Annotated in this window: 13 protein-coding genes; 10 read left to right on the forward strand and 3 right to left on the reverse strand. The window is 39.7% G+C overall.

What is annotated here, in order from left to right; all coding sequences use genetic code 11:
* Positions 1-56: 56 nt before the first annotated feature.
* Both ALFOR1_RS20015 and ALFOR1_RS20020 read left to right on the forward strand, forming a co-directional pair.
* Positions 57-1,007, forward strand: a complete 951-nt coding sequence (locus tag ALFOR1_RS20015; RefSeq protein WP_104644284.1) for a family 16 glycosylhydrolase — start codon at positions 57-59, stop codon at positions 1,005-1,007.
* A 137-nt stretch (positions 1,008-1,144) separates the two neighbouring features.
* A complete protein-coding gene (locus ALFOR1_RS20020) occupies positions 1,145-2,938 on the forward strand; it encodes a CRTAC1 family protein (protein ID WP_158657450.1) in 1,794 nt (597 codons plus the stop codon).
* A 78-nt stretch (positions 2,939-3,016) separates the two neighbouring features.
* Here ALFOR1_RS20020 and ALFOR1_RS20025 read toward each other — a convergent pair whose 3' ends face one another.
* The 3 genes from ALFOR1_RS20025 to ALFOR1_RS20595 all read right to left on the reverse strand — a co-directional run bounded on the left by ALFOR1_RS20025 (position 3,017) and on the right by ALFOR1_RS20595 (position 8,037).
* Positions 3,017-5,557 (reverse strand): TonB-dependent receptor, encoded by a 2,541-nt coding sequence (locus ALFOR1_RS20025; protein WP_104644209.1) that lies wholly within the window; start codon positions 5,555-5,557, stop codon positions 3,017-3,019.
* A 345-nt stretch (positions 5,558-5,902) separates the two neighbouring features.
* On the reverse strand, positions 5,903-7,732 hold the full coding sequence (locus ALFOR1_RS20030) for a hypothetical protein (protein ID WP_232007070.1): 1,830 nt from the start codon (positions 7,730-7,732) through the stop codon (positions 5,903-5,905).
* Positions 7,733-7,755: 23 nt separating this feature from the next.
* Positions 7,756-8,037, reverse strand: coding sequence for a cytochrome c family protein (locus tag ALFOR1_RS20595; RefSeq protein WP_232007071.1), 282 nt, complete (start codon positions 8,035-8,037; stop codon positions 7,756-7,758).
* Positions 8,038-8,381: 344 nt separating this feature from the next.
* On the opposite strand from ALFOR1_RS20595, the gene ALFOR1_RS20035 reads away from it, so the two are divergent.
* The 8 genes from ALFOR1_RS20035 (at position 8,382) to ALFOR1_RS20070 (ending at position 18,154) form a co-directional block, all read left to right on the forward strand.
* Positions 8,382-9,803 carry a sulfatase gene (locus ALFOR1_RS20035; protein WP_104644210.1) on the forward strand — a complete coding sequence of 474 codons (1,422 nt, stop codon included), beginning with the start codon at positions 8,382-8,384 and terminating at the stop codon, positions 9,801-9,803.
* A gap of 20 nt (positions 9,804-9,823) precedes the next feature.
* Positions 9,824-10,987 carry a mandelate racemase/muconate lactonizing enzyme family protein gene (locus tag ALFOR1_RS20040; RefSeq protein ID WP_104644211.1) on the forward strand — a complete coding sequence of 388 codons (1,164 nt, stop codon included), beginning with the start codon at positions 9,824-9,826 and terminating at the stop codon, positions 10,985-10,987.
* A gap of 17 nt (positions 10,988-11,004) precedes the next feature.
* Positions 11,005-11,880 carry an SMP-30/gluconolactonase/LRE family protein gene (locus ALFOR1_RS20045; RefSeq protein ID WP_104644212.1) on the forward strand — a complete coding sequence of 292 codons (876 nt, stop codon included), beginning with the start codon at positions 11,005-11,007 and terminating at the stop codon, positions 11,878-11,880.
* A gap of 200 nt (positions 11,881-12,080) precedes the next feature.
* On the forward strand, positions 12,081-13,652 hold the full coding sequence (locus ALFOR1_RS20050) for a sugar porter family MFS transporter (protein WP_104644213.1): 1,572 nt from the start codon (positions 12,081-12,083) through the stop codon (positions 13,650-13,652).
* Between the two features lie 11 nt (positions 13,653-13,663).
* The gene (locus tag ALFOR1_RS20055; protein ID WP_104644214.1) at positions 13,664-14,443 is read left to right on the forward strand and encodes a glucose 1-dehydrogenase; all 780 of its coding nucleotides are present in this window, start codon (positions 13,664-13,666) and stop codon (positions 14,441-14,443) included.
* A 46-nt stretch (positions 14,444-14,489) separates the two neighbouring features.
* Complete coding sequence (locus ALFOR1_RS20060; RefSeq protein ID WP_131692548.1) at positions 14,490-15,428, forward strand: aldose epimerase family protein; 939 nt, start codon at positions 14,490-14,492, stop codon at positions 15,426-15,428.
* Between the two features lie 124 nt (positions 15,429-15,552).
* Positions 15,553-16,980 carry an NAD-dependent succinate-semialdehyde dehydrogenase gene (locus ALFOR1_RS20065; protein WP_104644216.1) on the forward strand — a complete coding sequence of 476 codons (1,428 nt, stop codon included), beginning with the start codon at positions 15,553-15,555 and terminating at the stop codon, positions 16,978-16,980.
* A gap of 10 nt (positions 16,981-16,990) precedes the next feature.
* Positions 16,991-18,154: a mandelate racemase/muconate lactonizing enzyme family protein gene (locus tag ALFOR1_RS20070; protein WP_104644217.1), complete on the forward strand. Its 1,164-nt coding sequence runs from the start codon at positions 16,991-16,993 to the stop codon at positions 18,152-18,154.

An 18,154-nucleotide genomic window follows, 5' to 3' on the forward strand; every position in this document is an offset into this window, starting at 1 on the left:
AAAGCATGAATATTTTACATATAAAAAAAACATCACTAAGTGTAATTGTCCTTAGTATGGTGGCGTTCGGCAGTAATGCTACTTTCGCTAATGAATTTCTATTTCCCTTAAGCGATCCGCAAAATACAGGTAAGTGGATACTTAACACGCAAGTAAGTGATGAATTTGAAGGCAGTACCATCGATGAAGAGCGTTGGTACATTGTAGGCAAACTAGAAAACGGCAAACCCGTTTATAAACACCCAGATAGGCCACATAAAAAAGTATGGAAAGGGCGAGCACCTTCGCAGTTTTCGGGTAATAACTATCGCTTAGAAGATGGAAAATTAAAACTTGAGACCCGTTGGGAGCCCGATTTTCCTTTTGAAGAAAAAATTCACAAACCTGTTTTTGGTGATGCACTTAAATACGAAAATATAACAACAGCGTGTTTTATTGGCCGCAGATCATTTCAATACGGATATATAGAAATTAAAAGTAAAGCCGCTGATGCGCAAATAAGCAGTGCATTTTGGTCGATGGGTGAAAAGCTTGAAGTTGATTTTTTTGAACTGTTTGGAGACTCCCTTGACCCGAAAAAAGACCATATAGACAGTGAACTATGGTGGTCAATTCGCGATTGGAATAAAGAGGTAATGGGGAAGCCCACTTATACAGAGCGCAAAGACTTAGGATTTAGAGTCGCTGATGACTTTCATGTATATGGAATTGATTGGAGTGCTGATGGGATTAAGTATTATGTTGATGGTAAGTTATTTAGTGAAGTTAGCGCTGAACAAGCAGATGCATGGGCTAAAGAGCATCGTGGGGTTGATAAAGGTTATGTAGCCACTAAGCCGTTATTTTTATGGCTCGATCAGGAAACATTTCCTTGGCATGGTGTACCGACCAGCAAAGAGGAGCTTGAGCGTAATAGCCCTGAAGGAAAAAAAGAGGATGGCGTGGTTGATTTTGAAATTGAGTATGTCCGTGTTTGGCAGAAAAAGCCGGCTCAATTAGCTAATTAAGGATTAAAGAAATGAAAAATAATTATAAGCCAGTAAATAAAACTTTTTACTTAACTTTTATTGCTACAAGTATTGTCCTTAGCGGTTGCAGCTATATGAAAGTTGACCCCTACAAAAATAGTTTCACAAAGGGGAATATGTTCACGGAAACTAAAAATGTTATTCCTTTTGAACCTTTGTCGAGACGTAAATGGGATAGTGCACTCATTACTGACTTTGATAAAGACGGCTATCAAGATGTATTAATTACTGAGCACACCCACGCAGTAAAAATTTTCTGGAATAACAAAGACAATACCTTTTCAGCACCTCAGATAATTATTAAAGGCGACACTCACGGCGTCGCTGTTGCTGATTATGACCTTGATGGAAGAATGGATTTAATAATTGCTCAAGGCGGTGGTGGCGGCTTAAAACCTCGTTTACCTGTATCGTTTCAAATAAATCACGACCGGACTGTTGAAGGTGGAGAAACATTTAATGATTTTGAACGTACACGCGGCCGTGCGGTTAAATTAATAGATGGCAATAACAGTGGCACCTTAGATTTAATGCTCTCAGCTTTTCCGCTTAAGAAGCAAAAAAAGGGAGCCAACCACATATATAAAAACGAAGGACATAATCAGTTTAAGTTTGTCGATTACTTACCTACTGCAAAATGGCTTGGATATAAGGCCTTAGTTAGTGATTTTGATAATGACGGGCACGATGATTTATTTTTTTACGGCGGAGATGACATTGTTGTAGCGCAGAGTAAATCTGATTTAGGTTATAAAAATAAAAGTAAGGCTGTCCTAGGGGATAATCGCAATATTAGCCATGTAAGCAGCATGACCGAAATCGACTTTGATAATGACGGTGACTTCGATTTATTTTTAACCCGCGCTAAACATCAATTTGAACAACACACCTTTTATGATGCTCAATCTCAAAATTTTGCTTTCTTTACTCGTAACGAAGCATTTAAATTTGAAGACTTTAAAATCGAAGGTAATTTTGAAATAGAAAACCTGCAAATGGCATATCCTCATTTTAATGTGTTTATTGGTAAAAATAGTGAGCCGTTAAAACTTAAGGGTCATGGCGGTAGTGAACGTACGGTACAGGTAACAAAAGAACAAGCTGCTGGCTGGCCTAAAAAGCTAAGTAACAAAGGTTTATATATAGGTTACTTAGGTAACGATACTTGGCGAGTAGCTGGCGATACTAAATCGCCGACCGCTGGTGTTATTAAAAGAGTGACCAATTCACCCAAAGTAAAAGGGCTTGAGCCATTACCAGCGGTGTTATTAGAAAACCGACAAGGTAAATTTGTTGATGCAACAGCCAAGCTCAATGTTAATTTAAGCGAACCTACAACCAGTGCTGTAGCCGGGGATTTTAATAATGATGGCTGGAGCGACTTATTTGTATTACGTTATGGTAACCCAGCAAAAGCGAACAAGCAGGTACTGTATTTAAATCAGCAAGGTAAAGGCTTTGAGGCTTTAAAAAATCATGGTGTTATTTCAACTGAACTTGGAGCAACAGGGGGCAGTGCACAGGCCTTTGATTACGATAATGACGGCGACCTTGACTTAATTTACTCAAACGAGCGCGGCCGTTGGCATTTATTTACCAATAACACAGCTTTAGACGCGAAGCATAACTTTTTAGTCACTAATATTGGTTACTCACCTAACGCTGGTGTGTCGGCATTGGGAGCTACTGCGACTATAAAAGCGTGTGGGCAAACTTATAAACGAGTTGTAGGCGCAACAGGTGCCGGCTTTTCACAAAGCGAAAACAGCAAGCTACACATTGGTTTAGGTACGTGTACAAAGATAAATAATGTATCAGTTCGTTGGAGTAATAATGAACATGTAGATATTAGTAATGCGGTTATAAACGATGCTAACGGGGAGTTAGTTGGAAGAAAAAAGCCGATGTAAGTAATTTAAATAAAAAATGCAGATATAAAAATAGCGCTTAATTAGCGCTATTTTTATATATTCAGTTTTCGTTATTTACTAAAAGCTATACTCAACACTTGCACCTACATAACGTTTCCAATCACGAGGGTAAAACGCTTCACCAAAACCTTCAGAGTTTATACGTTGGCGAGTAGTGTACGACTTATCAAATAAGTTTTTAATGAATACACTAAACTGTAAGTTATCTTTGCTTACGCTTAAGTAACCATCCCAAATGCTTGACGATGGGTTAGCTGATTCGCCAAAGGCAAGTTCGTTAATTGATTGTGTATGGCTGCCATTATAACGCCAAACTGCACGTGTATTAGCATTCCAGCCTGTATCAGCAATTTGTGTATTATATGAAATAGTACTTAAAAATTGCTGCTCAGCATTATTAGGGAAAGATAAACCCGTTTGATCAAAGCTCTGACGGCCTGTTGAATCAGTTGTACAACGAGAAGCAAGTAACCCACCATCATCTGCAGGACAGTTTATAGGTGTATCAGCAAAGTCCTCGTAGCGAGCATCAAAATAAGCGTAGTTAAACGACCACTTTAATTTATCTGATATTTTAACCACTACATCGGCTTCAATACCGGTTGAACGTGCTTGTGCTGCGTTTACATAGCCTGCAAAAATAATGTTATTTTCTTCATCTATTACACGGCTGGCACGCACTTGATAATCGTCAACTTTCATATCAAAGTACGTAAAGTTAAACAGTAAATCATTATCAAAATACGCTGAACGCAGACCTACTTCAAAGTTTGAAGAGTTTTCAGGAGCGGTAGGGAAGTTGTCTGCATCGGCAGGGTCTGTATTTGTTGTTACAAAGTAAGATGCCCCTTTATAGCCGGTAGAATAATTTACATAACCGCGAATATCATCAGTAAAGTCATACCCTACAACCGCTTTGTATATAAAGGCGGTGTCTGAGTTATCAAATTTAGTTGGCGCGTCTTGGCGTAAAATAAGCGATGGATCTGTTTGAGCAAGCTCTAATACTTCATTGAATGTTTCCATTCCAACACCCGTAGAAGGTGTTGCCAAATCTGTACGAGCAAAGGTTGCATCACTTTTTTCGTGTAATAATCTAAAACCAAAAGTAGCATCTAATTGCTCAGTTATTTGGTATTCAAGTTGTCCAAAAATAGCGACGTTTTCAAAGCCAGTTGTAAAATCACCACTATTTAGTAAGCGAGAAGGCGTTAGTAATGAGCGGTCGTCATCGCCAGTAGTTGCATAGTTAGCTAAAAAAGCATCGGTAGATTGCTTTGAATAACACCCTGTTAATTCGCCGCCTTCAATAAAGCCACGGTTACCTGCAATACAGCCATCGCGTACCTCTGAGCGTTGGCCGTCGGTATCATGGTAAAAAAGGCCTAATACCCAATCAAACTTTTCATTGTTAAACGATGAGATGCGAAATTCTTGTTGAAGCACATCAACTGATTCGTTACCACCAAAAGCGGTTCGCTCTACAGGAAAATTAATAGTGAAAAATGCTGAACTGTTATATAAATCAAAATCTCTGTAGCTACCATTATAGCTAAGCGTAATTTCATCATTTAGGTAGTAATCAGCCGATATTGAAAAGCCAAAATTTTCTGTTCTACCAAAGTTACCTTCTGCATTACGTGATGTAACTGGGCCGCCGGCTTCTTCAAAAGTAGACTCAGGATTAACACGGTTATAAGTTGTGCCTTCAATGGTGCCATCATCTTTTACATTAACAATTGGACGAGGGCCAAAATCTGGGTTTATTCCTCCTAAACGAGTAAGAGAACAACAATTTGTGTCTGTCTCTGAATATTCTAAGCGAAATAGTACGTTTAGCTCTTCACCGTTGTCGTACAAAAGTTGGCCGCGACCAGCTTTCGTTGTTTTTGCGCCAATAGTGTAATCTTCTTCACCAGGCATGGTGTTTTTTATCCAACCATCAATATCACTGTATTGTGCGTTAAATCGAGCTGCCCAGTTTTCGTTAAGTGGTACATTTACGGTGCCGCTAAAATCAGTGCCATCAAACTCAGTAACTTGTGCTCTAACCGTGCCTGAAACTCGGTCATCTAGTTGCGGCTTTTTAGTTACATAATGCAATAGGCCTGTTGATGTGTTTTGGCCAAATAAAGTGCCTTGTGGGCCGCGCATTGCTTCTACACGCTGTACATCTGAAATAGGTAAGTTAAGCATTGATTGGCGAGGTAATACTTCACCATCTATAACGACTAGGTTTGAAGACTGTAAGCCAATTGAATTTGTGAAAGTGCCTATACCACGTGTTTTTAATGTTGTAGTTCGTATTTCACTGCTGTCATCAATGCCAAAACCAGGTAAGTAGGTGACTAGATCAAACCCATTATCTATACCAATTTCTTCAATTAAATCACCGCTTAGCACTTCGATTGAAGAGGGAACTTCTTTTAATGCTTGATCGCGTTTTTGTGCGCTCACTAAAATAACTTCAAAATCGTCTGAATTGCTTTTAGCTTGTTTTGCGGTTGTTTCTTCTTGTGCATATGCAGTGTGTGTGAAAGCTGATAAAGAACAACATGCAAGTAATATTGCTGTATGCAATTTACTGTGTTTAAGCATTTTAACCACTCCGTTTCTTCATAATTACTGTGTGTGCAGATAATGCAACGGCAGTATCTGTTATTTAGAATCAGGCTAATTAAACAGCGACTCTTAATTGCGATAAAGCTATAAGCAATCAAGAAGTGTAAATAACCGCGAATGATTCATTCTAACAATTTAAACATATGATGTTTGCAAGTGCAATGTGTTGATTACTTGTTTATTAAATGTTGCTTGTAATATTGAGGTTGTAACCTTGTATTGCTGTTTAAGTAACACAAGATTATTAAGTTAAGTGACTGAATTTTAATCTCTAATCTAAATTACAAATTTAGGTTGAAAAAATAATTCAATTTTTAAAAATTATTTTAAACGAGCAAAAAAGTGGTAATCCTCAGAATTTTTCAGCTTTTGAGCAAAGCTCATCCCTAAGTTTTTAAGCTGCTGCGCATTATTATAAGCACCAATTTTGAGTTTTAATTCACTCACAGCTTGCGCTGTTGAGCCAATGCTATCTAGTGCTAAAAAATACAAATAAGCGTATTGCACGTTATTACTCTCAAGTGTCATTGCGCGTTTAAACGAATCAACTGCTGCAGGTTTGTTACCGCTTCTAATAAGCGCCATACCATTTGCATAATGCAGCGGCGCAGAGGTAGGTACTGCGTTTAAACCACTGTTTAACGTGCTTTGCATTTTTGCTGTTTGACCAAGGCGATAATAAATATCGGCTAAATTTACATAACTTGCATCAAAGTAAGGGTCAACGCTAATGCCTTTTTGTAACGACTTTATAGCACCGTTTATGTCTTGCTTGTTAAGCGCGAGCAGACTTTGATTGATGTTGCCTTCACCGCGCCATGTATTGACGGTATTGGCGTGTGCGAGCTCTATAATTGATTGATTAAGCCCGTTTAACTGCGCTGTTGTTTGGCTTAGGTTTTGCGCTGCAGCAACACGCACTGACTTTAATTTGTCGGTTAATAGTTGTTTGTAGCTTTTCAAGCGCTCTGCTTCGGGGAGTAAAAAGCCCACTTTAGCAATCGCTAAGCGAATAAGCGGAAGCGGCGAATTAACCCAACTTTTTACTGTGGCATCGTTTAGCTCAGCACCTGAGTTGCCTAGATATGCAATTGCACTGGCGCGGTCTATTTCGTTTAACGAAAAGTCATTAATTAAGCTCATATGTGCATTTTGCGATATCGCTTTTAATGAGCGCAGTTCAAGCATACTGTGCTCGCTTGCACTTAATTCAGGTGCTTTACCATGCCATTTTTCAAGTGTGCTTTCTGCCCATTCGTTGGTTTTACCGTCGTGGCATTGCACACATGCATTAGGTGTATCGTATTTTATTGATATGTCAGGGCGCGGAATTTTAAAGCTGTGGTCGCGCCTGTCATCAACGCCCATGTATCTGTTGGTTGGCATATGGCAGTTAACACATTGCGCCCCGGTTGATTGTTCTTTATGACGATGATGCTCGGGTTTGTTGTATTCGCTCGCACTGTGGCACTGTAAGCACAGCCCATTTGTTTTTGTTTTAACTTTCATGGTGTGTTTATCGTGGCAGTCAACACAGTTAACCCCGGCTTTGTACATTTTACTTTGTGCAAAAGAGCCAAACACATACACTTCTTCTTTAATTTGGCCATCGGCGTGATACAAATTCGGTTCTAAAAATGAAGGGCTAAATTGGTCTAAAAACGCTTGGCTGTTATCAAAGCCATCAGTCAGTGGGCTTCTAAGCGAATGACACGCATAACAGCCTTGCATAAAGCTGTTATCGCGCGGCTCACCTTGCCAAGTAGCAATTTTATTATCGCCAATTATTTTCCACTGCGACATATTGGTAGGGCTTGTTTGAGCCGATTTAGTCACTTTTTTAGTTTTATGTTCATCCGTTATATCGCTGTGGCACGATTTACAACCCACATTAATATTTGAAAAGTGCGTATCAAAGCTTTCTTTTTCAGTAGTGTAATTACGCTTTAAATTATCTGAATGGCAATCGGCGCACATGCCGTTCCAGTTTTGTAGAGGTTGCAGCCAATGGAGACGGTCGTTAGGTTTTACATCCTCGTTAGCGTAGTTAGCATACCAACGCTGGCCGCCTAGTGATTTAGCGCGACTATCCCATGCAAAAGGAAATACTTGGTATTTGCCTTTTTCAACTTCAATTAAATACTGCTGCAATGGGTCAAAGCCAAATACATAACTTACGGTGTACGTTTTTTAGTGCCTTGCTCGGTCAAATCAATTAAAAAGGACTCTTTTTCTTTATAAAAAACGGCTTTTTGAGAAAAGTGGGTCGCGGTTATATTACTAAAATCACCAAGCACGGTATCTTTATTGGCTAAAGCCATTGAGTTTGCATGGTCTGACTGCTTCCAATCATGGGTTTGTTGTTGATGACAAGACTGGCATTCCTCGTTTGCAATCGCTGAAAAGCAACTGCATAAAAAAAGAACAACAAAAAGGCTGTTTTTTATATTTATCATTTTAGAATTCACCTTTAATAGCACACCAATACATACTTAAAATTAAATAACGGGCCGCAGCTAAGCACACAGTAAATAGGCTTTGCCTTTAAACTGACACTGTCATTAGGCTTAAGTAATAGTAAGAAATTGAAAAATTAATTTCAGAATATCATACATCATATGTTTGCAATATTGTTATGTTTTGTTTAGTGTAGCGATATTGTGATTTATAAACGCATTATTTACAACTCAACCATTAAATTAACTAGCCGTAATAGTCTAATATAACCAATATGTTAGCTATGGTGTAATTAATATTTTTTAGCTATGTGCTTAACTATTATATTAAATAGGAAACTGTGATGAATAAGCTACTTGTTCTTCTTTCTGTATGTTTAGGCTTTTGCGTTAGTACTAATGCAATGGCAAAAGCACAAACAGAAAAACCTAATATTGTTTTAATTTTTGCTGATGATGCAGGTTTTGGTGATTTTGGCTTTCAAGGTAGTACGCAGCTCAAAACACCTAATTTAGATAAACTTGCCCAAAGCGGTGTACGCTTTACTCAAGGTTACGTAAGTGATTCTACCTGCGGTCCTTCACGCGCAGGTTTAATGACAGGTAAGTACCAACAACGCTTTGGCTATGAAGAAATTAATGTACCGGGTTTTATGAGTGATAATTCTGCATTAAAAGGTGCAGATATGGGCTTGCCGCTAGATCAAAAAACGATGGCAGATTACCTTAAAGAGCAAGGTTATAAAACAGCGGTATTTGGTAAGTGGCATTTAGGTGACGCCGACAGGTTTCATCCTTTAAAGCGTGGTTTTGATACCTTTTTAGGGTTTAGAGGTGGTGACAGAAGCTACTTTAGCTATTCAGAACAAGAAATGAAAAAAGGAAACAAACATTTTTTTGATAAAAAATTAGAACGCAACTTTGGTAATTACGAAGAGCCAAAAGAGTATTTAACCGACGAGTTAGGTAAAGAAGCTGTAAAATATATTGAAGAAAATAAAGATGAACCCTTTTTTATCTACTTAGCATTCAATGCAGTACACACCCCGCTTGAATCAGACCCTAAAGACTTAGCAAAATTCCCTCATTTAACCGGTAAACGCAAAGAGCTTGCTGCAATGACCCTAGGGCTAGACAGAGCCAGTGGTTATGTACTTGATAAACTTAAAGAGCTAGGTTTAGATGACAATACTATTGTGGTTTTTTCAAACGACAACGGTGGTCCTTCTGATAAAAACGCATCAAATAATGCACCTCTTGCGGGTACTAAGTCTAACCAGCTAGAGGGCGGTATTCGAGTACCGTTTGTAATGAGTTGGCCTAAGCATATTAAACCAGGTTCTGTTTACGACTACCCGGTTAGTACACTCGATTTACTGCCCACCTTTTACAGTGCGGCACAAGGTAAAGCGTTAGGTAGTGATATTGATGGCGTTGATTTACTCCCTTATATTCAAGGTAAAAATACAGAGCGCCCGCACAAAGTTATGTATTGGAAAAAAGAAAACAGAGCGGTTATTCGTGATAACGATTGGAAGCTTATTCGTTATCCAGACCGCCCTGCAGAACTGTTCGACTTGAGTACAGATGTTGGTGAGCAAACAAATTTAGCAGCAAAAAATCCTGAACGCGTTAAATCTATGTTTAAATCATTGTTTGACTGGGAACTTACACTTGAGCGTCCGCGTTGGTTATTAAAAAGAAAATACGAAAAATACGATATTGACCGCATGGACAAATACCGATTACCAGCCACTCAGCCTTAAAAATTTATAGGTAATAATAAATGAAAATAGAATCTGTTGAAGCATTACTAGGCTGCGTTGGCAAACGTAACCAGCTTTTAGTAAAAGTTGTAACCGAGTGTGGTATTGTTGGCTGGGGCGAGTCTGGTCTTTCAAATCGTGAGCATGCAGTCATTGGTGCCATACAGCATTTTGCAGGCTTTTTGAAAGGTCAAGACCCTCGTAAAATTGGTCGTATTTGGCAAGAGCTTTATCGAAGTCATTATTTTGAAGGTGGCCGTGTAATTACGGCCGCTATTTCAGCGATTGATATTGCCCTTTATGATATTTTAGGTAAATCATTACAAGTGCCGGTGTATCAACTTTTAGGCGGTAAACAACGTGAGCACATAGCGTGTTTTGCGTGTTGCTATACTGAGGCCGACCCAGATAAATTTGATGATTTAGTAAAAGAAGCTAAAGCACTTATAGCGCTAGGTTGGACAACAATTAGAGTGATACCGAGTCGTTTTGACGACCCTGTTTTTTTTGAACCACAAGAATCTATAACGCGCACAGCTCGCTGCTTAAATGAGCTGCGTAAAGTACTTGGGCCTGATATTACACTCGGTATTGATTACCATCACAGATTAAGCGTGGCTGAAGCCGCTTCGTTTTGCCAACGTTTAAAGCCCGACACGCTTGATTTTATTGAAGAGCCGATTCGTCATGAGTCTCCTGATGCATATAAAACGCTGCGTACTTTAACGCATATTCCTTTTGCTATTGGTGAAGAATTTAGTTCTAAATGGGCAGCTAAGCCTTATATAGAGCAGGGGCTTACTCAATATTTACGTGTAGATGTGTGTAACATTGGTGGCTTAACGGAGGCGATGAAAGTAGCAGGCTGGGCTGAGGCACATTATATAGATGTTATGCCACATAACCCGCTTGGCCCTGTGTGTACAGCAGCAACAAATCATTTTGCAGCAGCACTACCAAATTTAGGCTTAATGGAAACACACCAGGGGCCATTTAGTGAGTTTGGCGCCCATGATCCACTTCTTTTTCCTAAGCAGCATGTATTAACAGGTAATAAGTTTACCATTCCTGAAGTACCTGGTTTAGGTGTTGAAGTGAACGAAGCCGCGTTCAAATTGGCAACCCCTGTAGAAACCGAAGCGCCGCATTTATCAAAGCGTGATGGCTCACATACTAACTGGTAACTTGCTCAGAGAATTAAATGAATACACTTACAGCAACTGTTTTTGATAACACACTAAATTTTGTAGGCGAGGGCCCTTTGTGGCACCCGATGACACAAACGCTTTATTGGGTCGATTTTCCAAACCATATTTTGCACAGCAGAAAAGGCGACCATAAAGTCGAGCAACGCTTTGATGATATGGTTACCGCTTTGGCTTGGGTAAACAATGAAACCCTATTACTATCAAGTGATAAAGGCCTAAATACCTATAATACCAGCACGCATAAGCAAACTTTTTTGTGCAGCGTTGAAGCAGATAAACCTGACAACCGCAGCAACGATGGGCGTGCCGATCCGTGGGGTGGGTTTTGGATAAGCACAATGCACAGCGATGCTCACGAAAACGAAGGGGCTATATATCGTTATTACAACGGCGTAGTTACTCAAGTTGTTAGTGATTTAACCATACCCAATGGTATTTGTTTTGATAAGTTGCGTGCAAGAGCTTATTACGCAGATTCAAAAACGCAAAAAATTTACCGATTTGACGTCGACTCACTTACAGGTTCGCCAATAGGGGAGAGCGTGTTATTTTTTGACTATTCAAGCTCAGCTGTATCACCTGATGGCGCTATAATTGATAGCGAAGGCAACATGTGGATTGCACTTTGGGATGGCGCACGTGTAGATTGCATATCGCCCGAAGCTAAGGTAATTCAAAGCTTGGCGACTCAAACACCTCGCCCTACCTGCCCAGCGTTTGGCGATGACGGTACAACACTTTACGTAACGTCAGCACAATGTGGCCTAGAAGATACCCCAGTTGATGCTATACCTCACGGCGCTACGCTTGCATTTAAAAATGCGGTAAAAGGCGTATCAGAGCCTTGCGTTAAAATAGACGGCTTTTAATTTTACGTATTCACTTTAAATATTAATTTTGTGTTTTTTCTCTTACATTGATTAGATGTGAGAGAAAAAACACATTGCATACATAAACATCATATGTTTATATTGTTTTTACTAATTCTATCAATGTTATTCTTTTATATGTTGTAGAGCACTTATTACCAACACAGTAAAAGTATAAAAATAAAACTAAGGGTAATACATTGAAAGACACACACACACAATCAACAAAAGCAATTAAGTACTCCCTCATTGCAGCATTTGGCGGATTTGTCTTTGGCCTAGACGCGGCCAATATATCGGGGGCGTTACGTTATGTTAGTTCGCAGTTTGAGCTAACCAGTTTACAAACTGGTAATGTAGTGGGTTGCGCCATTGTCGGCGTAATCATCGCACTGTTTTTTACAGGGACTTTATGTCAAAAATTTGGTCGTAAAAAGGTGCTTATTGGTATTGCTTTAACGTATTCACTCTCAACGGTTATTTCTTCTTTTGCGGTAAGTTACCCCATGCTGGTTGTTGGCCGCTTTATAGGAGGGGTCGCATTTGCCTCCATAACCGTCTCAGCCATGTACATTGGTGAAATTGCACCCGCTAATAAACGAGGCAAATTTGTATCAGTTAATCAGTTGCTTATAACCTTGGGCAGCTTATTTGCGTTTGTTGTTAATTACTTTTTTGTTAAAAACATGGGCTCAATGGAATGGTTAAATGAAGCCAATATTTGGCGTTATATGCTTGGCTTTGAAATTGTGCCTAATATTATTTGGTTTTCGTTATTAATGACGATTCCTGAATCGCCGCGCTGGTTAATGAGCAAAAAACGTGATGAAGAAGCACGCGATGTATTCAAAGGTATGGGAATCAATAACGCCGATACCGAAGTAGTACTCAACGATATTAAAGCAACCATCCAAGAAGATTCAAAAAGCAGTGCACTAGAGCAACTTAAAGTATTGTTTAGTAAGCCTATGCGTTTTGTTGTATTACTTGCTGTATGTTACGCGGTAGTGCAGGGCGCAACCGGTATGAACGCCGTACTGTTTTATGCGCCTACCGTGTTTGAACAAATAGGTATGAGCGTTGAAAATTCATTTCTACAAACAATAGTACTTGGTGGCGTATCTGTATTATTTACATTGGTCGCCATATTCTTTGTTGAAAAACTCGGCAGAAGAACATTAACAATTACCGGTTTATTGCTTATTGCTGTTGCGCATATATCAATTTGGCATGGCTTTGAAAATGCCACGTATTCACTCAACAGTGAGGCAATATCTAAAGTTGCAGAGCAAAAAGTAGATATTACAAAGCTGCACGTTTTCGAAAATAAAATATATAGTACTGATGTTGCACTAAAAGCAGACTTAGCCACTATTTACAGTAAAAAAGAGCTACCAGTTGTTACCGGTGCAATTATTAATGCTTCTATAAATATTAGTCCTGCGTATGTTTTATTTGGATTATTTGCATTTTTAGCCGCCTTTAATATGTCGATAGGGCCAATCATGTGGGTGATATTCTCGGAGATATTTTCAAGCCGAGTACGCAGTGTTGCCCTACCCTTTGCTGCCTTAGTACAGAGTATTTCTAGCTGGAGTATTCAGCAGTTTTTCCCTTGGCAATTAGAGAACATGGGCGCAGCAAATACGTTTTTATATTATGGAGGGGTCGCTGTTGTAGGATGTATTGTTATGGCATTCATACTACCCGAAACTAAGGGTAAGTCTATTGAGGCCATTGAACGTGATTTGGTCCCTGGGCTCAATAAATAAGGAACATATCTATGTCATCACGATTATTAAACGAAGTTGCTATTGTTACTGGTGCAGCCGATGGAATTGGAAAAACTGTAGCACGCATATTTTGTGAGCAAGGCGCTAAAGTGTGTGTTGCCGATATAAATAAAGAAATGGGCGAAAGTGTTGTAGCAGAGCTAAAAAGCAAAGGGTTTGATGCTATTTTTGCTCATACCGATATTAGCGATGAAACGGCTATAAAAAACATGATTGAAAAAGTAGTTAATGAGCTCGGCAAGCCCAGTGTTTTAGTTAATAACGCGGCTTTAATTAGCCCCGGGCGAAACGTAGATGACGTTACTCCACAAATGTGGCGAGATAGCTTTGCGGTCAATGTTGAAGGTATGTGGCAATGTGCTGTAGCCGTACTTGAGCATATGAAAGAGTTAGGCCGGGGCAGTATTATAAACGTAGGTTCTGTGCATTCTTATAAAATTGTACCGGGATATTTTCCGTATGCGGTAACTAAGCATGCGGTTATAGGGTTAACTAAAAACTTGGCCGTTGAATACGCAAAGCACAACATACGAGTAAACGCACTGTGCCCAGGCATGATAGAAACACCTATGGCGTTTAAGTCGTGGGAGCAAACAGACGATCCGCAAGCTTCACGCAAAGCAATGGGCGATGTACATCCTCTAAAACGAAATGGAACAACTGAAGAAATTGCTTACCCAGCCGTGTTTTTAGCCAGTTCAGATTCGAGTTTTATGACAGGGCAAAGCTTAATCATTGATGGTGGCCGTTCTGTAATTTATCACGATTAAAGTGCTTAACTTAATACACTGTAAGGCTCATGGTTTTGAGGCTATTTTGCTAAAAAATAGTGAGCTTGCTATTACAGTCATTCCTCAGTTGGGTGCAAAAGTCATCTCTATTGTAAGCTTAAAACACAATAGAGAGTGGCTTGCTCACGATAAACAAATCACTTTAAAACCTGCAAAAAATAATGATTTCTCTGAGCATGATAGCGGTGGTTGGGATGAATGTTTTCCGGGTATTTCTCCTCAGCTGTACGAACATATCCCCAATAAAACGCATTTTTCACATGATCATGGTGAATTGTGGTGCCAAGCATGGCAAATAACTAATACCCATATTAGCGATGAAGAAATAATACTTAGCTTACAAGCTGAGGTTTTTGACTCTACTTTTACATTTATAAGAACGTTTACCTTAAAAAAACACAGTAAGCGGCTGCTTGTTGATTACCACGTAAAAAATAACACAACGCACAATCTCCCATTTGTTTGGTCAGCGCATCCTATTTTTGCTGTAGAACCAGAAATGCGTATTTCAATAAATAGCAAACATATGGAGTTTAAAGTTGACGAAGGGCTTAGTCGTTTTTATAACGTTAATAGTGCCTTTATTAATTGGAGTGAGTGCTCAACTAAAGTCCCTCCGCTAAATAAAGTTATGTCCTATAACAGTGGTTTTGCAAGTAAGGTTTTTAGCAAACACTTAAATACGGGTACTTATAAAGATCAAAATATAATTGTAAAACTGGTTGATGATAAAGCTCAGCAAAGCTGCGGGTTTGAATTTTCATCAGCAAGCATAAGTCACTTAGGGCTTTGGTTTAATTACAATGGTTGGTCTGCAACTGGAGCTTCAGCTCCTTTTGTACTGGGGATAGAACCGTGTATAGGTAATAGCGATTCCTTACAACATTCAATACAAAGTAGTGAACAAGGCATAGTAGTAAAAGGCCAAACTAAGTTTTGGCGACTAGTATTTTTTGTTAACTAAATGTATTTTCTGTTTGCTCATTCAAACATCATATGTTTAAATAGTTGCTATGTATTAAGGCCGACGTGCCTTTTTTTGATCATTTAACCCTTGTGGGTGTTGTAGATAATAATGGAGCGACAGAATGCTTTCTAAACAACTGTATATTGGCGGTAAATTGATAACCAGTGATGTTTCAACTGATGTTATTAACCCTGCAACACTTGAAGCTGTTGGGCAAATATCAGCAGCAGGTATAAATGAAGCGTCGTTAGCACTTGATGCTGCGCAAAGCGCGTTTGCAACTTGGTCAGCGACGCCTGCAAAAGAGCGTGCACAATGGATGCTTAAACTGCGTGATGCTGTAATTGAAAATGAAGAGCACCTACGTGAATGCGTTCATTTAGAAATGGCAAAACCGTGGGATTCAACCGCTGATGACTATCAAATGTTGGTTGATAGCCTGACCTTCTATGCCGACGCAATTGTTAATATGGTTGACGAAGAATTAAATGACACTGAAGGTACGCATAGCCATACATTAAGCCGCGAGCCAGCGGGTGTAGCCGCTGCCTTTTTAGCGTGGAATTTTCCATTATTAAATTTAGCTTATAAATTAGGCCCAGCAATGGCAGCAGGCTGTCCACTTGTAGTAAAGCCGTCAAGCAAAACCCCTTTGTCTGCATATGCAGTAGGTGAATTATGTGAAAAAATAGGTTTGCCAGCAGGTGTGGTTAACATACTTTCGGGCACTGATAGCACCGTCGGCGATGCCATTTCAGCATCAACCATCCCCTCAATACTTACTTTAATTGGCTCTACTAATGTAGGTAAGCATGTCATTGCAACAGGTGCTACTTCAATTAAGCGTTACTCAATGGAACTTGGTGGTAATGCACCAGCTATTGTATGTAGCGATGCAAATTTAGATAACGCGGCAGATGTAATTTGTGGCGTTAAATTTGCCAACGCAGGGCAAATTTGTGTGACCCCAAACCGCGTATTTGTACACGAAAGCGTTGCTGATGAATTTATTGAAAAAGTACTTACACGTGCAAAAGCAGTAAAGGTTGGTTTTGATAAAAACGAGGCTATTGATATGGGCCCTGTTATGGATGCCAACTCATGGCAACGTATCGATGAGCTCGTGAAGGATGCACAGCAAAATGGGGCAAAATTGCAGCTAGGGGGTAAAAAGCCTGCCGGCGTTACTGGATATTTTTACGAACCAACCGTGCTCACAAATGTTGATTCGAGCATGAAAATATACAAAGACGAAATATTTGGCCCTGTTATTAGCATTATTTCATTTAGCGATAACGATCAAGTGCTTAGCGATGCTAATGATACAGACGCTGGTTTAAGCTCATTTATTTTTAGCAATAACGAAGACACCATTTCTTATTTTGCTAAGCACTTACGCTTTGGCGAAGTACAAGTAAACGGGATTAAGTACAGTATTAATTTACCGCACTTTGGCATTAAACAATCGGGTGTTGGGGCTGATTGCTCGTTATTAGCTTTAGATGATTACCTCGTCTACAAACGTGTTTCACGTGCGTTAAAGGTTTAAGGAACAGACAATGAAAATAACTCAAATTATTAGCCACGTTTTACAATACGATCTAGATGAAGAGCTAGGTTATTCTCAGCAGTACTATGCAAAACGCACTGCACATTTGGTTGAAGTTCGTACTGATATAGGTATTACTGGTTGGGGCGAGTGCTTTGGTGGTGGCGGTGTTGCATTTGCCAACAAAACAATTGTTGAACATGTGATTCAACCGATGATTTTGGGTATGGATCCGCTCGACAGAGACGTTATTTGGCACAAAGTTTACAACTTATTACGCGATCATGGCCAAAAAGGCATGCCAATTCAGTCGTTATCTGGCGTAGATATTGCGCTGTGGGATATCGCAGGTAAGTTTTTAAATCAGCCCGTTTATAAACTGTTAGGGGGGGCTTATAGAGAGCGTATACCTGCTTATGGTTACGGCATGATGCTACAAAAATTCCCTAATTTAGAAGAGCGATTCACCGAAGAAAGCCAACGCATTAAAGAAATGGGCTTTACGGCAATGAAAATGAAAATTGGTCTCTCTCCAGAGCGTGATGTAAAGCTTGTTGAGGCCGTACGTAAAGGTATTGGGAGTGATATGCGCTTAATGGTTGATGCAAACCATGCCTATACTGCGCGTGAAGCTATTCCATTAGGTCGTGAACTACAAAACTTAGGTGTTTACTGGTTTGAAGAACCGGTTGCGCCAGAAGATCACCAAGGCTACCGTGACTTGTGCGAAGCCCTTGATATGAGTATTGCAGGTGGCGAAGCTGAATTTACTCGCTGGGGCTTCAGAGATTTAATTAAAAATAGATGTGTTGATTTATTACAGCCCGAAGTGTGTGCGCTTGGCGGTATTACCGAATATCAAAAAGTATTGGCTATGGCGCATGCGCATTTTGTTCCTGTAGTAAATCATGTGTGGGGCTCAGCAATTGCGGTAGGGACAAACCTTCATTTATTGGCTGCACTTCCAGATTTACCTGGGGCTGCACACCCTGTACAGCCTATGCTGGAATACGATACAACACCTAACTTGTTCAGAGAGCAGTTATTGCAAGAGTCGTTAAACATAAACGAGCAGGTTAAAAATAACAATGGCACTGTTGCACTTCCAAAAGGCCCAGGCCTTGGAATAGAGCCAGATCTTGACTTTATTAAACATTACGAAGTATCAATTTAA

Source organism: Pseudoalteromonas carrageenovora IAM 12662 (genome assembly GCF_900239935.1).
GTDB classification, from domain to species: Bacteria; Pseudomonadota; Gammaproteobacteria; order Enterobacterales; family Alteromonadaceae; genus Pseudoalteromonas; species Pseudoalteromonas carrageenovora.